Origin of the sequence: Asticcacaulis excentricus (genome assembly GCF_003966695.1) — a bacterium.
Taxonomy (GTDB): Bacteria; Pseudomonadota; Alphaproteobacteria; order Caulobacterales; family Caulobacteraceae; genus Asticcacaulis; species Asticcacaulis excentricus_A.
In genome coordinates this window covers 87,284-103,179 of the sequence record NZ_AP018827.1, presented here as the reverse complement: position 1 = coordinate 103,179, position 15,896 = coordinate 87,284, and the positions used below count along the sequence as shown (strand labels likewise).

The window sequence follows — 15,896 nt, the reverse complement described above, 5'->3', positions numbered from 1 at the left end:
TCTTCGTTAGCGGTACATAGTCCCCCAAAAACAGGGGGATACCTATGCGCGCCTTCACATCCGTCTTCGTCGCCGCTCTTCTTTTGACCACGCCCGCATGGGGCCAGCACAAGGTTCCGGCTTCCGTCGGGCCCGATCCGTCGTCTCCAGACTATCACGAGCTTCCTCTGGCCATCGGGGAAAAGGGCACCGTCTATCAACAGGTAAAGACCACCAAGACCGAGACCCGCGACGGATCAGCCAAGGTCACCAGCATGGATGCGGGCTACCGTAACGATTTCGCGCTTGGGGACGACGGCTATGTCGTGAAAAAGACCCTTACCCGAACGACCATTACCCTGCCCGACGGTCAGATCATCGACGGCAAATCGACCGCTCCAGAAGCCGTTATGATGCGTAGCCTAATCGGCAGTTTCAGTGAACTGACCTTCGTCGCCGACGACAGTCTGACCCCGGTGCGACTGCAAGACTGGCCAGCGCTGCGTGACCGGAGCAAGACCGCCGTCCTGTCTCTCATAAAGGCGTCCGGTGAAAAGACACCCACCGATTTCGAACAGACCTTTGCGAACATGTACGATAACCTGTTCGGCCGTATGAGTTCTGAACAGGCGGCCGATCTTTATCTCAAGGCTGACAGTTTCATGGCAATTGCGCACAATATCGGCCTGGAACGTAACAAGCCGGTCATGACGGAAAGCACGGTCATCGTACCGCTTGGCAATTATCCGCTAGGCATGCGTTCCACCCTGAAGCTGACTGAATGGAAACCGGAAGCCAATTCCGCACGCCTGTCTTACGATGTTGGACCAACCCCCGAAGCCTTGAAGGCCTTCCTTACCGAATTCATGCCACGCTTCCTCAAGGAGGCAGGAGCCCCTGAAAACGTGCTCAACGAGATCGAAGCATCGCTCAAAAACGATCCCAGGAGCAATTTCGATATGTCCACACACTGCGATTACGATGTTGCCATCGACACCGGGCTGGTGCGTAAAGGGAGTTGCACACAGACCAACTCTTTCCACATGATGGGAGAGAAGTTTGGTAAGGTTGAAACCTACGAATTCTCCGAAACCTTTAAAGCGCCGAACTGACACCCGTCACAGAGTTGACCCAAAGTCGGGCCATAAAGACCTTAATTCAGGGGTCTGGTTCCTGAAAACGGGAAGGGCGAACCATGATCAGGGCGGTTGTCATCGCAGCCTGCATAGCCGCAGGTCTAAGCGCGCCGGTTTGGGCCGACGCACCCGGCGCGACACCGCTTCAGGTCGAGTATTATCAGCTCCGCCTGACCCTGCCGCCGGGGGCGGCCGTGCGTCAGACGCTTACGCGCACCACCGAAAGCGAAACCAATGGCAAGGTGATCCGCACGCGGCTGGAGGCCGAATATCTCAGCCAGTTGTCGCGGCATCCGGACGGCTATCGTGTCGTCAAAACCCTAGTAAACAATGCGTTCAAGGTCGAAGGCGCAGAGGCGGACGCTGAGCGTCTGGAACTGGAAAAGGTGATGCAGGCGGCCGCTGCCATCCGCGACATCACCTATATTGCCGACGAAAGCCTGACGCCGCTGCGCCTTGAAAACTGGCCGCAACTGCGCAACCGCCTGAAGGCCGCCATGCGCCGTTCAGGCGCCATTGATGCCCGCGAAGGCGACGCCTTTGACGGCCTTTACGGTCCGATGACAGCGGAAACGGCGGCGGAACAATTCCTGCCGGAAGACGCGCTTCTGGCCATTCCGCACAATCTGGGCCTCAGCCTTAACAACCCCTACCGGCTGGATTCGCTGATCAATGGCCCGTTCGGCGGTACGATCAGCGCCCGCGAAAGCCTCACCCTGACGGCGTGGGATGAGGCCGCAGGCGAGGCCGAAGTTCTCTACGAATCTGGTCCGACGCGCGAAGCGCTGGAGGCCTATGCGCTTCGTGTCCGCCCGGCGCTGGAGCAGGCGGCGGCACGCACCGCGCGCATTCGCAAGACCGCCCCCGTCCCCATCGGCGATATCCAGATCGATATCGGAACCACCTGCCGTTACAATATCAGCCTGAAGACAGGGCTGGTCAGCCGCGCCGAATGCCAGTCGGTACGCGACATCCGTCAGGGCGACGACCGCCGGCGTCATCGCGAAAACTGGGTGCTGGGCGAAACCGTCAAATAATACCGGTCTGGCCATTACGTTAAATGGGTATGACATACGTCTTGTAAGACGGCAGGAAGCAGCCTAAACCTCTATGGGTCTGTCTGACTAAAGCCCTTTTTTGCTTAGAGTTAGTGCGCGTATTTCGGTCGCCGTGCCGCACCCTGTTCACCACCGTATGCAATCGTTCCATAACCGGGTAAGGGACGAAAGGCTTTCATCGGACCGATCACTTACTTTGACACGCGTCGCGAGACGGTATCCGGGCGATTTAGCGCCTTACGGACACGAAAATATGACCTTGGAAGCGTTTCCAGACGATACGCGCACGGCCCCCCGCAGCGGTACCTATGAAGAGGGCCTGTCGGGCACCAATCTCGAACGCGCGGGCGACCACAATCAGCGCGTGACGCTTCAGGCCATCCGCGCCCGCGGGCCCATCACGCGGGCCGATCTGGCCGATATCACCAGCCTGACGGCCCCGGCCATCGCCAATATTACGCGGCGCCTACTCAATGACGGCCTGATCCTTAAGGCCGGGCGTCTGACGGGCGGACGCGGTCAGCCCGCCACACAACTGGTGGTCAACCCGGACGGGGCCTTTTCGATTGGGCTCAACATTGATCGCGACCACATTACCGTCGTCGCCCTGGATTTCGTGGGTCAGGTGCGTTTTCGCATCAGCCGCGAAGTCCATTTCGCCATGCCTGACGACGTGCGCGCCTTCGTGGCCGAAACACTAAACACCCTGAGCCGCAAACGCCTGATCGACTTTGATCGTCTGATCGGCATGGGCATCGGGATGCCGGACGATCTGGGGCGGGTGCCCCTGCCCAATCGTCCGGACGCCTATGGGGTGTGGTCTGAAATCGACGTACCGGCCCTCTTTTCTGACCTGATCGACGCCCCGGCGGTCGTGGAAAACGATGCCGCTGCGGCGGCCATTGGCGAGATGCAGTTCGGCCACGGCCTGCAATCGCGCTCCTTCATCTATACACTGATTTCCGCCGGTCTGGGCGGCGGTATGGTCATCAATGGCCACTATTTCCGCGGCGCGGATGGGCGGTCAGGCGAAATCGGCTTCCTGCCCATCCCCGGCGAAGCAGAGACAGAACGGACGCTTCAAGACGCGGTGTCTCTCTACGCCCTCTATGCCCGTCTGACCGCGCACGGCTTCGCAGCCAGCGTCCCTGCCGATCTCGAAGACCTGTCACCGCAGGCGCAAAGCGTGGTGGATGCGTGGCTGGATGAAGCCGCGCAGCACCTCTACATGCCGTTTCTGACGCTCAACTGCGCCCTGAACCCGGAAGCGCACTACATTGGCGGACGGATGCCGGCCGCCATTATCGACGGTCTGTGCGACCGGCTGAACGCGCTCTATGCGCGCCTGTCCGACCGCCGCCTGCCGCCCATAGCGCCTGTGCGCCGCGCCGCTTTGGCCATCGACGCCTGTGCCTGCGGAGCGGGCATCCTGCCATTCAATGAGCGCTTCCTGCCGATCCGGGAAGCGCTCATGAAGTCGGCTTAATAATACCCAAGGTCATTTCCAATGACCCTAGGTATTACTGCAGAATCACAAAATTGACGTAGAAGGGCTCAAGCGACTCCCCAGAAGCGTTGCGCAGTTCGATGGTGTCAAACTGCCCATCCTTTACCTTGAGGTCCTTCAGCGGCACGTCATAGCGCACCCATTTGCCTTTCAGCCCTTTCAGCATCACCTGACTCTCATAGGCCTTATCGCCCAGTCGCAGACGCAGCGAAACCTCCTGCTTGCCCTTAGGACCACCATGCACCAGAAGCGTAAGGGTCTTGAAATCCGGGCCGTTCAGCTTCTGCCAGGTCTGAAAGGTGAAAACGTTCCAGGCGGCCATGGTGATTTCCACCGGCTTCTGATCTTCAAGTGGCACAGCCGGCGTCTGCTTGGCCCAACCGCCAATCCACCAGCCTTCCTTTATCCCATCGGCATAGGCGAGCATGGGGCCTTTCTGGGCGCGCGCCACACCGGCGGCCATTAGGGTCAGCCCAGTCGCCAGTCCTCTGGCCAAAAAGCCTTTGCGTGTCAGTTCTTTCATGGTGTCCTCCTCGATACGCCGGGTGTTCCGGTCTGGTATGAGCGCCTTTCGCAAGGCGCTTTAAATGAGAGCAAAATTTCGGTTCAATTTGACCGAAAACCGCTCCGGGTACGCATACTGAAATCGATTTAAGGCCTGTCAAGCCACCCGCACACAGGCCCGCGCACATGCGTCGCCACCTGTGGCCCGGCTGCCATAAGGCGCAGACTGTGGGCGTCGGCCCCATAGACCGGCCAGTCGGCGCCGGGGTTGCCGTCGCGGGCAAAGCGGACCCAACGCGCGCCCAGATCGGGCCAGCCCGGCCCCTCCCCCGGCGGCGGGCGGTTGAAGACAAAGGTCAGTTCGGAGCCATGGTGCACCGGCTGATCCGCCGGGCGATTGACCTCAAGCTGATAGAGCCACACCTGCCCGCCCTTCGCCGTGCGTTGCCGCGCCAGCCAGTCGGCCGGACAGCGGAAGCTGAGGTCGGTAGCCAGCGTCAGATCGGGCGGCCCCAGAACCGGGTCCGTTTGGCGATAATATCGGGCTGCGGCTCTGGCACGCGGGCCAAAGGCGGCTTTCAGTTGGCTTTTCAGGTCGCCATGCAGGCCCAGTTCGCGCGCCGATACCCCGATGATCACCGGAATATCCGCCCCTTCACCGGCGCGGAACACCGCTTGCGGGGCGCGCGGCAAAACCTTGCCGTCCACGGTCGGCTGAAGCCAGATAAAGCTGTCGTCGTCGATAGGCGCATCCAGCCGGTCGGCCGCCGCCTGCACGGCGCGGGCATCGGCCCGGCGCAGATCGGCCAGCGCTGCCGCGCTGTCGGGCTTTGCACCGCTGAAACCCCTTGCCAAAGTGGTCCCCAGCGCTTCGTTCTGCGTCAGGGTGCGCGCCGGCAGACCAAATTGCGGCGTGCCCGATTGCAGAATCGCCTTGTGAAACAGCCCCTTCGCAGCGGGTGCCGCCAGCAGCAGCCCGACATCCTGCGCGCCGGCGCTGTGCCCGAACAGGGTGACATTGTGAGGATCGCCGCCAAAGGCCGCAATATGGTCGCGCACCCATCTCAGGGCGGCGATCTGATCCATCAGGGCGTAGTTGCCCGACGCCCCGCCCTGTTCGGCACTGAGGGCCGGATGCGACAGGAAGCCAAACACCCCCAGACGATACTGGATCGACACCAGCACCACACCCTGCGACGGCAGGGCCGAATGGATCGTGCCTGCGCCATCCCCGGCGCGATTGGCCCCGCCATGAATAAAGACCATGACCGGCAGGGGCTTGACCGGGCTCAGCTCCGGCGTGGCAACTTCCAGATAGAGGCAGTCTTCCGAAGCGCTCTGCGCGGCCTTTTCGTTCCAGCCATAGGAGACCTGTGCGCAGGCAGGCGCGCTCTCGGTGGCGTCACGCACACCGGCCCACGCTTGCGGCGGACGCGGCGCGGTCCAGCGCGCTTCGGCGACGGGCGGCGCGGCAAAGGGGATGGCCTTGAAGCGGCTGATACCCTCCTGCGTTTGCCCGCGCAGATCGCCTTGCGGCAGGTGGACAATCGGGGCGTCCTGCGCCTGAACGGGCGTCGCCAGTAACAGGCCCAAGGCGAACATTATCCGTTTCATGTCCGCCTCGCCCGCTTAGCTTTGTTTCCACAGATAGGCGGCACCGCGCACGCCCGACGAATCGCCCCAGCGCGCCGGCGCCAGTTTGGCGTCCCAGCCGTCGGAAAAGACATAGGGCCGGATCAGGCTCGGCAGAGCGTCATAGATTTCCGGCACATTGGACAGGCCTCCGCCGAAAACGAAGACGTCCGGATCAAGAATATTGACGATGGCCGCCATACCGCGCCCCAGTCGCGACAACAGGGCCTCAAAAGCAGCCTTGGCTTCGGCATCGCCGTTGCGCATGGCGGTGATGATCTCTTCGCCCTTCAGGTCGCGGCCCGTCGTATGCTGAAAATCGCGCGCAAAGCCCGTGCCTGAGACCCAGGTTTCAAGGCAGCCGTGCTGACCGCACCAGCACTTGGGACCGGGATATTCGGCGGGCTGCGGCCACGGCAGGGGCATGTGGCCCCATTCGCCGGCAATGCCATTGGCCCCGTTGACCAGTTGTCCGTTGACCACCACACCCCCACCGCAGCCCGTACCGACGATGATGGCAAAGACGCTGGACGCCCCGGCGGCGGCCCCGTCAATCGCTTCGGACAGGGCGAGGCAGTTGGCATCATTGGCCAGACGCACCGGGCGGCCCAGAGTGACCTCAAGGTCTTCGCGGAAGGTGCGGCCGTTCAGATAAAGAGAATTGGAATTGCGCATCAGGCCGCTACGCGGCGATACGGAACCGGGCGAGCCAATGCCGATGCTGGCGGGCGCATTGGCCAGATCGGGATGGGTCTGACGGGCTTCGGCTTCGACCCGCGCGATCAGGTTTTTGACCAAACGCAGGGCCGCGTCATAATCGCCGGGATTGGGCTCACGCCAGCGGGCCAGAACGTCTCCGCGGTCGGACAAGGCCGCTGCCTCGATCTTGGTGCCGCCAAAATCCACGCCAATATATAGCATACGCCCGTCTCCCGGAGTGTCTCAGCCGGGGTCTTTTATGGTTGAAGAAACCGGACGGTTCACCCCCGTGACGAACCGCCCGGCAGCAGGGTTAGTGCCCGCTCGACACGCCTTCTTCGATGGCGTGCGTCGGTGCCTTGGGCGCGACGAAAGCGAACCAAAGCACGTAAACGTAGCAAAGCAGCGGCGCGATGAAGCCGAGGTTACGGCTTCCAGTAGCATCCGTGATCGCACCGAAGATTGGCGGCAAGGCCGCACCACCGACAATTGCCAAAACCAGCAGGCCGGACGTGGCCGAGGTCGGCGCGGTCGAACGTTCCAAGGTCAGGGTGAAAATGGTCGGGAACATGATGGAATTGAACAAACCAACCAGCAATGCCGCAAAGCCCGGAATGACGCCCGTTGTCAGAGGCAGATCAACCCCCAGAAGATTGATCGTCGAATTGAGGTTCGTGGGAACCAGGCCATTTGAGAAAATCACAACCAGACACATCGCCATGGCGCCAACAGCGAAGATACCGAGCAGGATATAGCCTTTGACAAACTTCAGCATGGCCGAGCCTGCGAAGCGACCGATCATGGCAAACAGCATGTAGAAGGTGATGAGCTTACCCGCTTCCTGAGCCCCCAGCGCAAAGATGTTCTTCTGTTCAAGGAACAACAACAGGTTAAGCGAGATAGCCACTTCGGCACCGACGTAGAGGAAAATACCGATCGCACCGAGATTCGCCCACTTCGAAGTCAGGGCGGTGAACGGAGACACAAGCGTTCCCATCTTCGGTGCAGCGTCAACGATCTTCTGACGGATCAGCCAGATCATTCCGATGAAAATGGCCAGAGAAACGGCGATCAGCAGGTAGACGTTTGACACAAAGGAAAGGGTTTCGAGACGCAGAGGCTCGGTAACAACGACGTTTTCCTTGAAAATCTCACCGCCAAGCAAAAACTGAGCGCCGAAGTACATACCCGCCGCGGCCCCCAGAGAGTTAAACGCCTGAGACAGGTTAAGGCGGAAAGCCGAGTCCTTTGCCGCCCCCAGTGAGGCAATCAGAGGGTTCGCGGCCACCTGAAGCAGAGTTACACCCGATGCCATGGTGAACAGCGCCACCAGAAAGACGGGATAGGTCTGAATCTTGGCCGCCAGAATAGCGATGAGGCAACCGGCAACAATGCCGCCGAGGCCAAGAATGACGGATTTGGCATAGCCGAATTTCGACAGAAACGCTGCCGATGGGAAAGACATGACGCCGTAAGCAATAAAGAAGGCCGAACCCGTCAGGTTGGCTTCGACGTTATTGAGCGTGAAGACCGTCTTCATGGCCTTCAGAAGCGGGTCGAGCAGATTGGTGACGAAAGCCCAGATAAAAAAGAGCGCGGTCACATAGACGACGGCAAGTACTAGACCGCTGCCGCCTTTGGCGGTGCTGGATGATTCAGACATATACCCCTACCTGTAGGTTGCGAGTGACTTTTCACAGACGTTTTTTAGGCCCGCACCGATTAAATAAATCAAATATCAAAAATCCAGCAAATCCGGACTTTTGCAATCGAAAAATTTAACGGCGGCGATCAAACTGCCATTTACCAACAATTTCTTTCATTTGCACGTCAAATTGTCAGACAAGATAACGGCATTATTATCCACAGTTTTGACAGCGATGTCATTACTACGCAATCAGGCAAAAGCGCCAGACGCTTCTGCGCTCAGGCGTATTTTTGGCTCACACTTCGGCCGCTGAGGCGGGCGCAGACGCACAATGCTGCGCAATAAAATCCGCATGGGCGGGCAGTTGCCGCACCACCTGCGCGATGGCGTCGCGCCGCTGCGCCATCAGGGCGCGCACGCCCTCCAGCGGCAACCGCCGGGCCAGCGGGTCAGCAAAGCGCGACCGTAGCCCCTGCCCGTTCATCACGGCGATCCAGCTCGGTTCGGCAAAATGGTCCCAGTCGTAGCTGACCACGTCGCCGCGCGCGCTGAACAGCTCGATCTTGTGCGCCAGCGTGTCGGGAATCGGCATGTCGGCGCAATACCGCCACAGCGGCTCGGACCGCGTATTGAGCTTATAATGGAGGATGATGAAGTCGCGCACCCGCTCGTAGGACAGGCCCATCTGATGATTATATTCGCGCCGCAACACCGCTTCGGCCTGACGCGAGGGGAACAGTTCCAGAAACTGTGCGATGCCGCTCTGGATCAGGTTGATCGAGGTCGATTCCAGCGGCTCCAAGAAGCCGGACGACAGGCCCACGGCGACGCAGTTCTTCGTCCACGGCTGCGGACGGCGACCCGTAGTGAAGCGGATCAGCATGGGGTCTTTCAAAGCCGGCCCCTCAAGATGGCGCAGCAGCACGTCGCGCGCCGTTTCTTCATCCATGAAGGCCGAGGCGAAGACGTGGCCATTGCCGGTGCGGTGCTGCAAGGGAATGCGCCATTGCCAGCCCGCCGCATGGGCCGTCGAGGTCGTATAGGGCGTAATGCCTGCCCCGGCATGACGCGCGGTCGGCACGGCCCAGGCGCGATCCGCCGGCAGCCAGTGGGACCAGTCCTCAAACCCTGCCTTCAGCGCCCCCTCGATCAGCAGTCCGCGAAAGCCGGTGCAGTCGATGAAAAAGTCCGCCGCCTCGCTCGTGCCGTTGTCGAGCCTCAGCCCCGCGATGAAGCCGTCTGCCGGGCGCACCTGCACGGCGTCGATTTTGGCATTGATCCGCTGCACGCCCTGCGCCTCGCAATGGCGGCGTAAAAAGCGCGCGAAAAGCCCGGCATCGAAATGATAGGCATAGGCGTAGTCGTGCATGGGTGAACGCGGGTCGGGATTGGGCGGAAAGAACTTTCCCGCCTTCGCCAGCGCCGCCGGTAAGGACCAGGCCTCCAGCGGTGTTTCGTCACCGGCTTCATGCAACAACCGCCACAACTGATAGGGGCGCACGGCCTCATGTACCGCGCCGAAATCGCCGAAGCCGTGGAAATAGCGGCTGTCGGGCGCGCCCCATCCGGCGAATTCGATACCCAGCTTGAAGCTGGCCTCGGTCGCCCGGATGAAATCGAGTTCGTTGACCCCCACGTGCTCCAGGAATTTGCGGATCGGCGGAATGGTCGCTTCACCCACCCCCACCGTGCCGATGTCTTCGGATTCGATCAGCACCAACTCGACGGTGCGGCCCAGCCCCTTGCGCAGCGCCGCCGCACACATCCAGCCCGCCGTGCCGCCCCCGGCGATGATAATACGGCGAATGGCGTCGCTCATCCTGTCTGCCTCGTTGATTTTTGGTACCCTCATTAAAAAGGCTCCCCCGCCGAGCGGGAGAGCCTACAGATTTAACAGTTGGTCTATCTTAGAAGCTGGCGCGCAGGATCAGGGCCACGCGGCGGTCGGTCTTGGTCGCCGAATAGTACTGCGTCTCCAGCGGCTTGGCCACGTCGGACGACACGCGCGTATAGGCGATGTCGCGGCCGATATTGGTCGCCTGAAGCCCAACCTTGACCTTGGGCGTCAGGCTGTAGAAGACCGAGCCGTCCCATTGGCCGTAATCGCCTGCCCACATCGGACGGTTCACATTGGCCGCCGAGGTGGTGTAGAGGTATTCGGAGCGCCAGTTATAGGCCATGCGCGCCGAGATACCGTACTTTTCATACAGCAGGGCAAAGTTATAGCTGTCCGGTGACATGCCCTCCAGCGGCAGGCCGCTGATGCTGGCATTGGTTACCTGATTGCCGTCGGTGACGCTGGCCACCGGGTTGCGGCCACCCGACGAGTCGATCCTGGTGTAGTTGGCCTGAATACCGAAACCCGACCAGAAGCCCGGCAGGAAGTCATAGAACTGGTTATAGGCGATTTCGAAGCCCGACACCTCGCCCTTTTCCGAGCCATTGACGTAGCGGTTGACGTTAAACGTCATGCTGGCGCCGTTATTGGTATAGGTTTCCGGCGTGCTCTGCACATAGATGTAGTTGCTCAGATCCTTTTTGAACAAGGCCAGAGTCAGGCTGCTGGTCGGGGCGAAATACCACTCCGCCGTCAGGTCGTACTGATTGGCCTCGACCGGCTTCAGGAACGGATTGCCGCCCTGCCCCGTCGGGTTAAGCGTGAAATCGCCCGTGGACTGACCCGTCGAAAGCGTGGTGTAGCCGCTCAGCCACGACATGTCCGGACGCACAATGGCCTTCGACGCCGCAAAGCGAAACTGAAGCTCCGGCGAGTACTTGAAGCGCAGGTTCAGGCTGGGCATCACGTCGGTATATTCATTGGTGCCGCCGAAGGCGACGCCGCTCAGGGCCGTGGCCTTGAAGCGACGGGCGTTTTCAAAGGCCGCACAGCGTTCCGCCGTCACGGCTCCCGACGGCAGGCAGGCCGGACCGAAATTGGCGTCGGCGGCCGAAACCACTGCCCCTGCCGTTTCGACCTCGGTCTTCACGACGCGCACGCCGATATTGCCGTCCCAGCTCTGGCCAAAGCCGCTGAGGTCGCCGCCCATACGCAGCAGGCCATAGGCCGCCGTCGTCTTTTCGCTCTGATTATTGATGCCTTCCGGCCCGATGGCATCAAGGCTGATCGGCGCCCAGCCCCAGCCAGCGTTCTGAACCGCATGCAGTTCGTTATACATGCCCTGCGGCGACTTCACGAGGTCAGCCGAGGGGAACCAGATATTGCCGGGGACGGGAGTCTGACCGCCCATGAAGCCGTCAAACGTCACCAGCTCCGACAGGCCGGGCAGGCGCGGATTGGCCGGGACCGAACCGAAGCCACCGGTCTGATCCAGATAGACCGCGCCCGTGCCGCCGCCTGAGCCCCAGTACTGGTGGCTGAGATAGCCCCAGTTCCAGGTCGATTGCCGGGTCTGATAGTCACGATCGGTGGCACGCGCCCCGAACTTGAAGCTTTTCAGCCAGCCATTGTCGTCGAACTCATACTGACCATCGATGCGCGCCGAATATTGCTTGGCCTCATTCTTTTCGACGTGGTCCATAGCCGCTGCCCAATAATAGTTAGACTTGTTGGCCGTGTCTGAGGTCAGCATGCGGATCGTCGGAAGCTCACCATTCATGTCGATCGAAACGACGGTCTTGTCCGAAGACGCACAGGCGTCCGTCGTGACGCGCTTGGCGCAATACTGAATGAAGGCCGTGTTCGACAGGATGTCGGCGGTGGACTTCACATATTGCAGGTCGCCGGTGAGGGTCAGCTTGTCATTGACGTACCAGCGGGCATTGAGGCTGACGTCTTCGGTTTCCTTGACGTCGTCGCCATAGCGGGTGTTGGCGGTGATGCCCGCGCCATAGACGGTCCCCGAAATGAATTCGCCCTGGCTGTTGTATTTATAGGTCGCCATCGACTGCGCCGAAGTCAGTTCACCGGTGTCGTTATAGAAGCCGGTATTGTATTCGACATTCTTGGGTGTTGCCTTGGACTTGAAGGCCTGAAGGCTGAACTCCAGCGCGTCGTTGGGACGCCATTGCAGGGCGATGGCCCCGGCCTGACGGTTCTGCTCCCAGTCGATGATGCGCCAGCCCAGCGAATTGGGGATGTAGCGCGCCGAGGCACCACTGCCGACCTGATTATAGCGGTCAACGCCGATGACGTGGGTTTCGTTGCCGGAGTCGGCATTGGAATAGTTGATCAGCAGGCCGACCTCGCCGATTGAGGTCTTCCAGCGGTCAGAATACAGGACGCTGATCGAATTCTGGCGCTTCTCCTGCAAGTCGCCATAGGTCGAATCGAAGGTGCCGGCCAGCACGCGGCCGCGCGAGTCGAAGGGCTGGCGCGTGCGCAGATTGACCGTGCCGCCAATGCCGCCTTCGATCATATCCGCCGACGGGTTCTTGTACACATCGACCCCGGCCAGCAGGTCCGCCGACACGTCTTCAAAGCTTAAGGAGCGGCCATTGGCGGCCGAGAAGATGTCGCGGCCATTGGTTTCAGAGCGCACCCAGGTCAGGCCGCGGATCACCACGCCGCCGCCTTCGGCGGTCATGCGGATGGGGTCACGCGCCGCCGAGGTGCGCTGGATCTGGATACCGGAGATGCGTTGAAGCGCTTCGGCCACCGAACGGTCCGGCAGGGCGCCGATATCAACGGCAGTCACCGAGTCCACCACGACTTCGGCGTCTTTTTTCAGCTTCTGGGCAGTCTTGATCTGGGCGCGCTGACCGGTGACGATGACTTCGGTCACATCGGCCTCACCCGTAATCGTCTGGGCGACGGCGGGCAGGGCAAAGCCCATCACGGCAACGCCCAGCGCCATCACCGAGACGCCCGCCGACAGGCGCGCGAATTTCGATTGTTTCATAACTGTCTCCCTCATGTCCCGCCGGGGCCCCTCCTTGAGCCGCAGGCGTTTGGCACCATGCCGGGGATGGCAAACCGCGCACCCCGTGCGTCCGGTCAGGTTGGCGTCACTGGCCTTATTGAGCCTCTCATCGCACCCCGTGACGGTTCTTTGCGGTCAACACGGCGACTATGGCTGGCTTTTGCGTTTCCCTGCCTGAGCACAGGTCTGGATTATGGTTGAGGCCACCCGAAAGGGTGCGCCTCGACGGCCCAGACTCTGATGATAGCGTTATCATAAATCATATGATTGCCTAATATTATATGACAAGAAAACGCGGTAATGTGCTCACCATTGCATAATCGCCACAGTTGCAGAACGTAACGTCGTTTTTCATTCCTGACTTTAAAGAACAAATTTTTCTCAATAACCGGACTATATGAGTCGGATTCAATATATTGATTTATAGAATTTTTATTTTTATGACTCGATTTATGCCGCCGCAGAACCTCCGCACAACCTTTGCGTATTTTCTCTTATGAAATACGAAACGACCCGCCCAATGCCCCCGGAAAGGGTTACTTGGCTGATTTTATGTCTGAGTTATTTATGTTTTCGTTTCCACCCTAAGGGCGTAAGGCGTTTTCACAGTCACACGGCGCAAAAGAGTGAGCGGCACAGACATCGAGAGCCGTCTCAGAGGTCAACCGGCGCAAGCCGTCTGACCTCTGTGTCAAACCACGGCAGTTTGTTACTCAAAATGTGACTTGACCCAGGGGACAGAACACGACTTTGGTCTGCACGAACCCAAGACGCGCGGTTCGGGGGAACAAGAGCCCACCCAGAGCCGTCCCAATGCCACACGACACGCGCGGATGTTAAAGCCTTCTGACCGAAATAATACACCTTTCGGATACACATAAGGCGTTACAAAAGACGACAGCCTTAAGGCGGCGCATCTGAGCCGGCGAAGGCCTGACGTCCCTGTTCCAAGAAGAGTTGGTCCTTTGAAAATACTTCGTCGCCGCCGCACCAAACTGGTCGCCACCCTCGGCCCCGCCTCGTCCAATGCCGACATGCTGGCTCAACTGTTTCAGGCCGGAGCCGACGTCTTCCGCCTCAACTTCTCGCACGGCAGCCACGAAGACCACGGCCGCAATATCGACCTGATCCGTGATCTGGAGGCCAAGACCGGTCGTCCGATCGGCATTCTGGCCGATGTGCAGGGGCCAAAGCTGCGGGTCGGTCGTTTCATGGGCGGTGCCATCGTACTGACGCCGGGTCAGACCTTCCGCCTCGACCTCAACCCCACCCCCGGCGACCTGACGCGCGCCAACCTGCCGCATCCGGAAATCATCGGGGCGGCGCAGATCGGTTCGCACCTGCTGCTCGACGACGGCAAGCTGAAGCTGCGCGTCACCCATGTGCGCGAAGACCATCTGGAAACCGTGGTCGTTACCGGTGGCCGCCTGTCGGATCGTAAGGGCGTCAACGTGCCTGACGTGGTCCTGCCGATCCCGGCCCTGACCGAAAAAGACCGCGCCGATATGGAATTCGCCCTGCAACGCGGTGTCGAATATATCGGCCTCAGCTTCGTACAACGGCCGGAAGACGTGATCGAGGCCAAGGCCATTATCAATGGTCGCGCCTGGGTGCTCTCCAAGCTGGAAAAGCCGCAGGCGTTGGATAATCTCGAAGAAATCCTCGCCCTCAGTGACGCCGTCATGGTGGCGCGCGGCGACCTCGGCGTCGAACTGCCGCCCGAAGAGGTGCCTTTGGCTCAAAAGCGCATCATCAAGGCTGCCCGCGCGCTGGGCAAGCCGGTGATCGTCGCCACCCAGATGCTGGAATCCATGATCTCGGCCCCCACCCCCACCCGCGCCGAGGCCTCCGACGTGGCCACGGCCGTCTATGACGGGGCCGATGCCGTCATGCTGTCGGCGGAAACCGCGGCGGGTCAGTATCCGGTCGAAGCCGTGACCATCATGGACCGCATCGTCGGCCGCGTCGAAAAAGACGGCGACTGGCGGATGCAGACCGATCGCCGCCGTCCGGAAACGGAAAAGACCGTGTCGGGGGCCATCGCCGCCGCTGCGCGTCAGGTGGCGCAAACCATCGACGCTTCGGCCATCGTCGCCCTGACCAACTCGTCAAACACGGCGCTGCGTGTGGCGCGTGAGCGTCCGACGGCACCGATTCTGGGCCTGACGCCCAATCTGGAAACCGCGCGTCGCCTCGCCCTGACCTGGGGCGTGCACGCCAAGACTGCGCCGGTGACGCACTCCATGTCGGAAACCGTGCAGGTGGCCAATCAGATCGCCCGCACCGAAGGCATTTCAGAACCCGGTCAGGACATCGTCATCGTCGCCGGCATGCCGTTTGGCAAGTCGGGATCGACCAACGCCTTGCGTGTCGCCAAGGTGAGCCGCACGGCCATGACCGAACCGGAATTCGAAGGCTGATCTAAAATCAATGACTGACTCACCGACGCTGAACGATGTAATGAGCGCTTATTCCGCAGATGCGGTTGAGTACGCTCAAGAGCGCTTTGGCGTAGACCTTGACTTCTCAGCAGATAGCGTGGCCAGATTGGAAAATCTATTGGTCACGCTTCATAAATCCCTCCCTAAGGGCCGCATTCAAAAGCTCTTTAAGAAATCCCCTACCGACGAAGAAATCAGATTGATGAGCAAGGTTCTCGGCGCTTATCTCGGTGAAGTTATTCGTCGAAATAAGGGTGGTGAATGGGCTTCAAACGAACAGTTTGACGCGCTGGGGCTTTATTTTGGTGATGACAAATGGGTATTCCCCGTTGCCAAGGTTCACAAGCGATTGATGAATGGCGAGGAAGACAACGTCTTTTCCTTTTACCAAATAGCGATGAACGATTTTTAG

Annotated in this window: 11 protein-coding genes; 5 read left to right on the top strand and 6 right to left on the bottom strand. The window is 60.2% G+C overall.

Annotation, left to right across the window (positions count from 1 at the left end):
* Window positions 1-44: 44 nt before the first annotated feature.
* The 3 genes from EM6_RS00520 to EM6_RS00510 all read left to right on the top strand — a co-directional run bounded on the left by EM6_RS00520 (window position 45) and on the right by EM6_RS00510 (window position 3,659).
* Complete coding sequence (locus EM6_RS00520) at window positions 45-1,091, top strand: hypothetical protein (RefSeq protein ID WP_126419535.1); 1,047 nt, start codon at window positions 45-47, stop codon at window positions 1,089-1,091.
* Between the two features lie 83 nt (window positions 1,092-1,174).
* A complete protein-coding gene (locus tag EM6_RS00515) occupies window positions 1,175-2,152 on the top strand; it encodes a hypothetical protein (RefSeq protein ID WP_126419534.1) in 978 nt (325 codons plus the stop codon).
* 274 nt (window positions 2,153-2,426) lie between these two features.
* A complete protein-coding gene (locus tag EM6_RS00510; RefSeq protein ID WP_126419533.1) occupies window positions 2,427-3,659 on the top strand; it encodes an ROK family transcriptional regulator in 1,233 nt (410 codons plus the stop codon).
* A gap of 34 nt (window positions 3,660-3,693) precedes the next feature.
* On the opposite strand, the gene EM6_RS00505 is transcribed toward EM6_RS00510, so the two are convergent.
* The 6 genes from EM6_RS00505 to EM6_RS00480 form a co-directional block, all read right to left on the bottom strand.
* Window positions 3,694-4,203 (bottom strand): hypothetical protein, encoded by a 510-nt coding sequence (locus EM6_RS00505; protein WP_126419532.1) that lies wholly within the window; start codon window positions 4,201-4,203, stop codon window positions 3,694-3,696.
* A 128-nt stretch (window positions 4,204-4,331) separates the two neighbouring features.
* A complete protein-coding gene (locus EM6_RS00500) occupies window positions 4,332-5,798 on the bottom strand; it encodes a carboxylesterase/lipase family protein (RefSeq protein WP_126419531.1) in 1,467 nt (488 codons plus the stop codon).
* A 15-nt stretch (window positions 5,799-5,813) separates the two neighbouring features.
* Entirely contained in the window at window positions 5,814-6,737 is a 924-nt protein-coding gene (locus tag EM6_RS00495; RefSeq protein ID WP_126419530.1) for an ROK family protein, read from the bottom strand.
* Between the two features lie 91 nt (window positions 6,738-6,828).
* A complete protein-coding gene (locus EM6_RS00490; protein ID WP_126419529.1) occupies window positions 6,829-8,178 on the bottom strand; it encodes a sugar MFS transporter in 1,350 nt (449 codons plus the stop codon).
* A 280-nt stretch (window positions 8,179-8,458) separates the two neighbouring features.
* Entirely contained in the window at window positions 8,459-9,982 is a 1,524-nt protein-coding gene (locus EM6_RS00485; RefSeq protein ID WP_126419528.1) for a tryptophan halogenase family protein, read from the bottom strand.
* A gap of 88 nt (window positions 9,983-10,070) precedes the next feature.
* Window positions 10,071-13,022 carry a TonB-dependent receptor gene (locus EM6_RS00480; RefSeq protein ID WP_126419527.1) on the bottom strand — a complete coding sequence of 984 codons (2,952 nt, stop codon included), beginning with the start codon at window positions 13,020-13,022 and terminating at the stop codon, window positions 10,071-10,073.
* A gap of 992 nt (window positions 13,023-14,014) precedes the next feature.
* Between EM6_RS00480 and pyk the strand changes: the two genes are divergently transcribed.
* On the top strand, window positions 14,015-15,463 hold the full coding sequence (pyk, locus tag EM6_RS00475; RefSeq protein WP_232037129.1) for a pyruvate kinase: 1,449 nt from the start codon (window positions 14,015-14,017) through the stop codon (window positions 15,461-15,463).
* A gap of 40 nt (window positions 15,464-15,503) precedes the next feature.
* Window positions 15,504-15,896 carry a hypothetical protein gene (locus EM6_RS00470; protein WP_126419525.1) on the top strand — a complete coding sequence of 131 codons (393 nt, stop codon included), beginning with the start codon at window positions 15,504-15,506 and terminating at the stop codon, window positions 15,894-15,896.

Excerpts from the sequence above, each read along its gene's own strand:
- EM6_RS00520 (WP_126419535.1), top strand. The coding sequence starts at position 45 with ATGCGCGCCTTCACATCCGTCTTCGTCGCCGCTCTTCTTTTGACCACG.
- EM6_RS00515 (WP_126419534.1), top strand. The coding sequence starts at position 1,175 with ATGATCAGGGCGGTTGTCATCGCAGCCTGCATAGCCGCAGGTCTAAGC.
- EM6_RS00510 (WP_126419533.1), top strand. The coding sequence starts at position 2,427 with ATGACCTTGGAAGCGTTTCCAGACGATACGCGCACGGCCCCCCGCAGC.
- EM6_RS00505 (WP_126419532.1), bottom strand. The coding sequence starts at position 4,203 with ATGAAAGAACTGACACGCAAAGGCTTTTTGGCCAGAGGACTGGCGACT.
- EM6_RS00500 (WP_126419531.1), bottom strand. The coding sequence starts at position 5,798 with ATGAAACGGATAATGTTCGCCTTGGGCCTGTTACTGGCGACGCCCGTT.
- EM6_RS00495 (WP_126419530.1), bottom strand. The coding sequence starts at position 6,737 with ATGCTATATATTGGCGTGGATTTTGGCGGCACCAAGATCGAGGCAGCG.
- EM6_RS00490 (WP_126419529.1), bottom strand. The coding sequence starts at position 8,178 with ATGTCTGAATCATCCAGCACCGCCAAAGGCGGCAGCGGTCTAGTACTT.
- EM6_RS00485 (WP_126419528.1), bottom strand. The coding sequence starts at position 9,982 with ATGAGCGACGCCATTCGCCGTATTATCATCGCCGGGGGCGGCACGGCG.
- EM6_RS00480 (WP_126419527.1), bottom strand. The coding sequence starts at position 13,022 with ATGAAACAATCGAAATTCGCGCGCCTGTCGGCGGGCGTCTCGGTGATG.
- EM6_RS00470 (WP_126419525.1), top strand. The coding sequence starts at position 15,504 with ATGAGCGCTTATTCCGCAGATGCGGTTGAGTACGCTCAAGAGCGCTTT.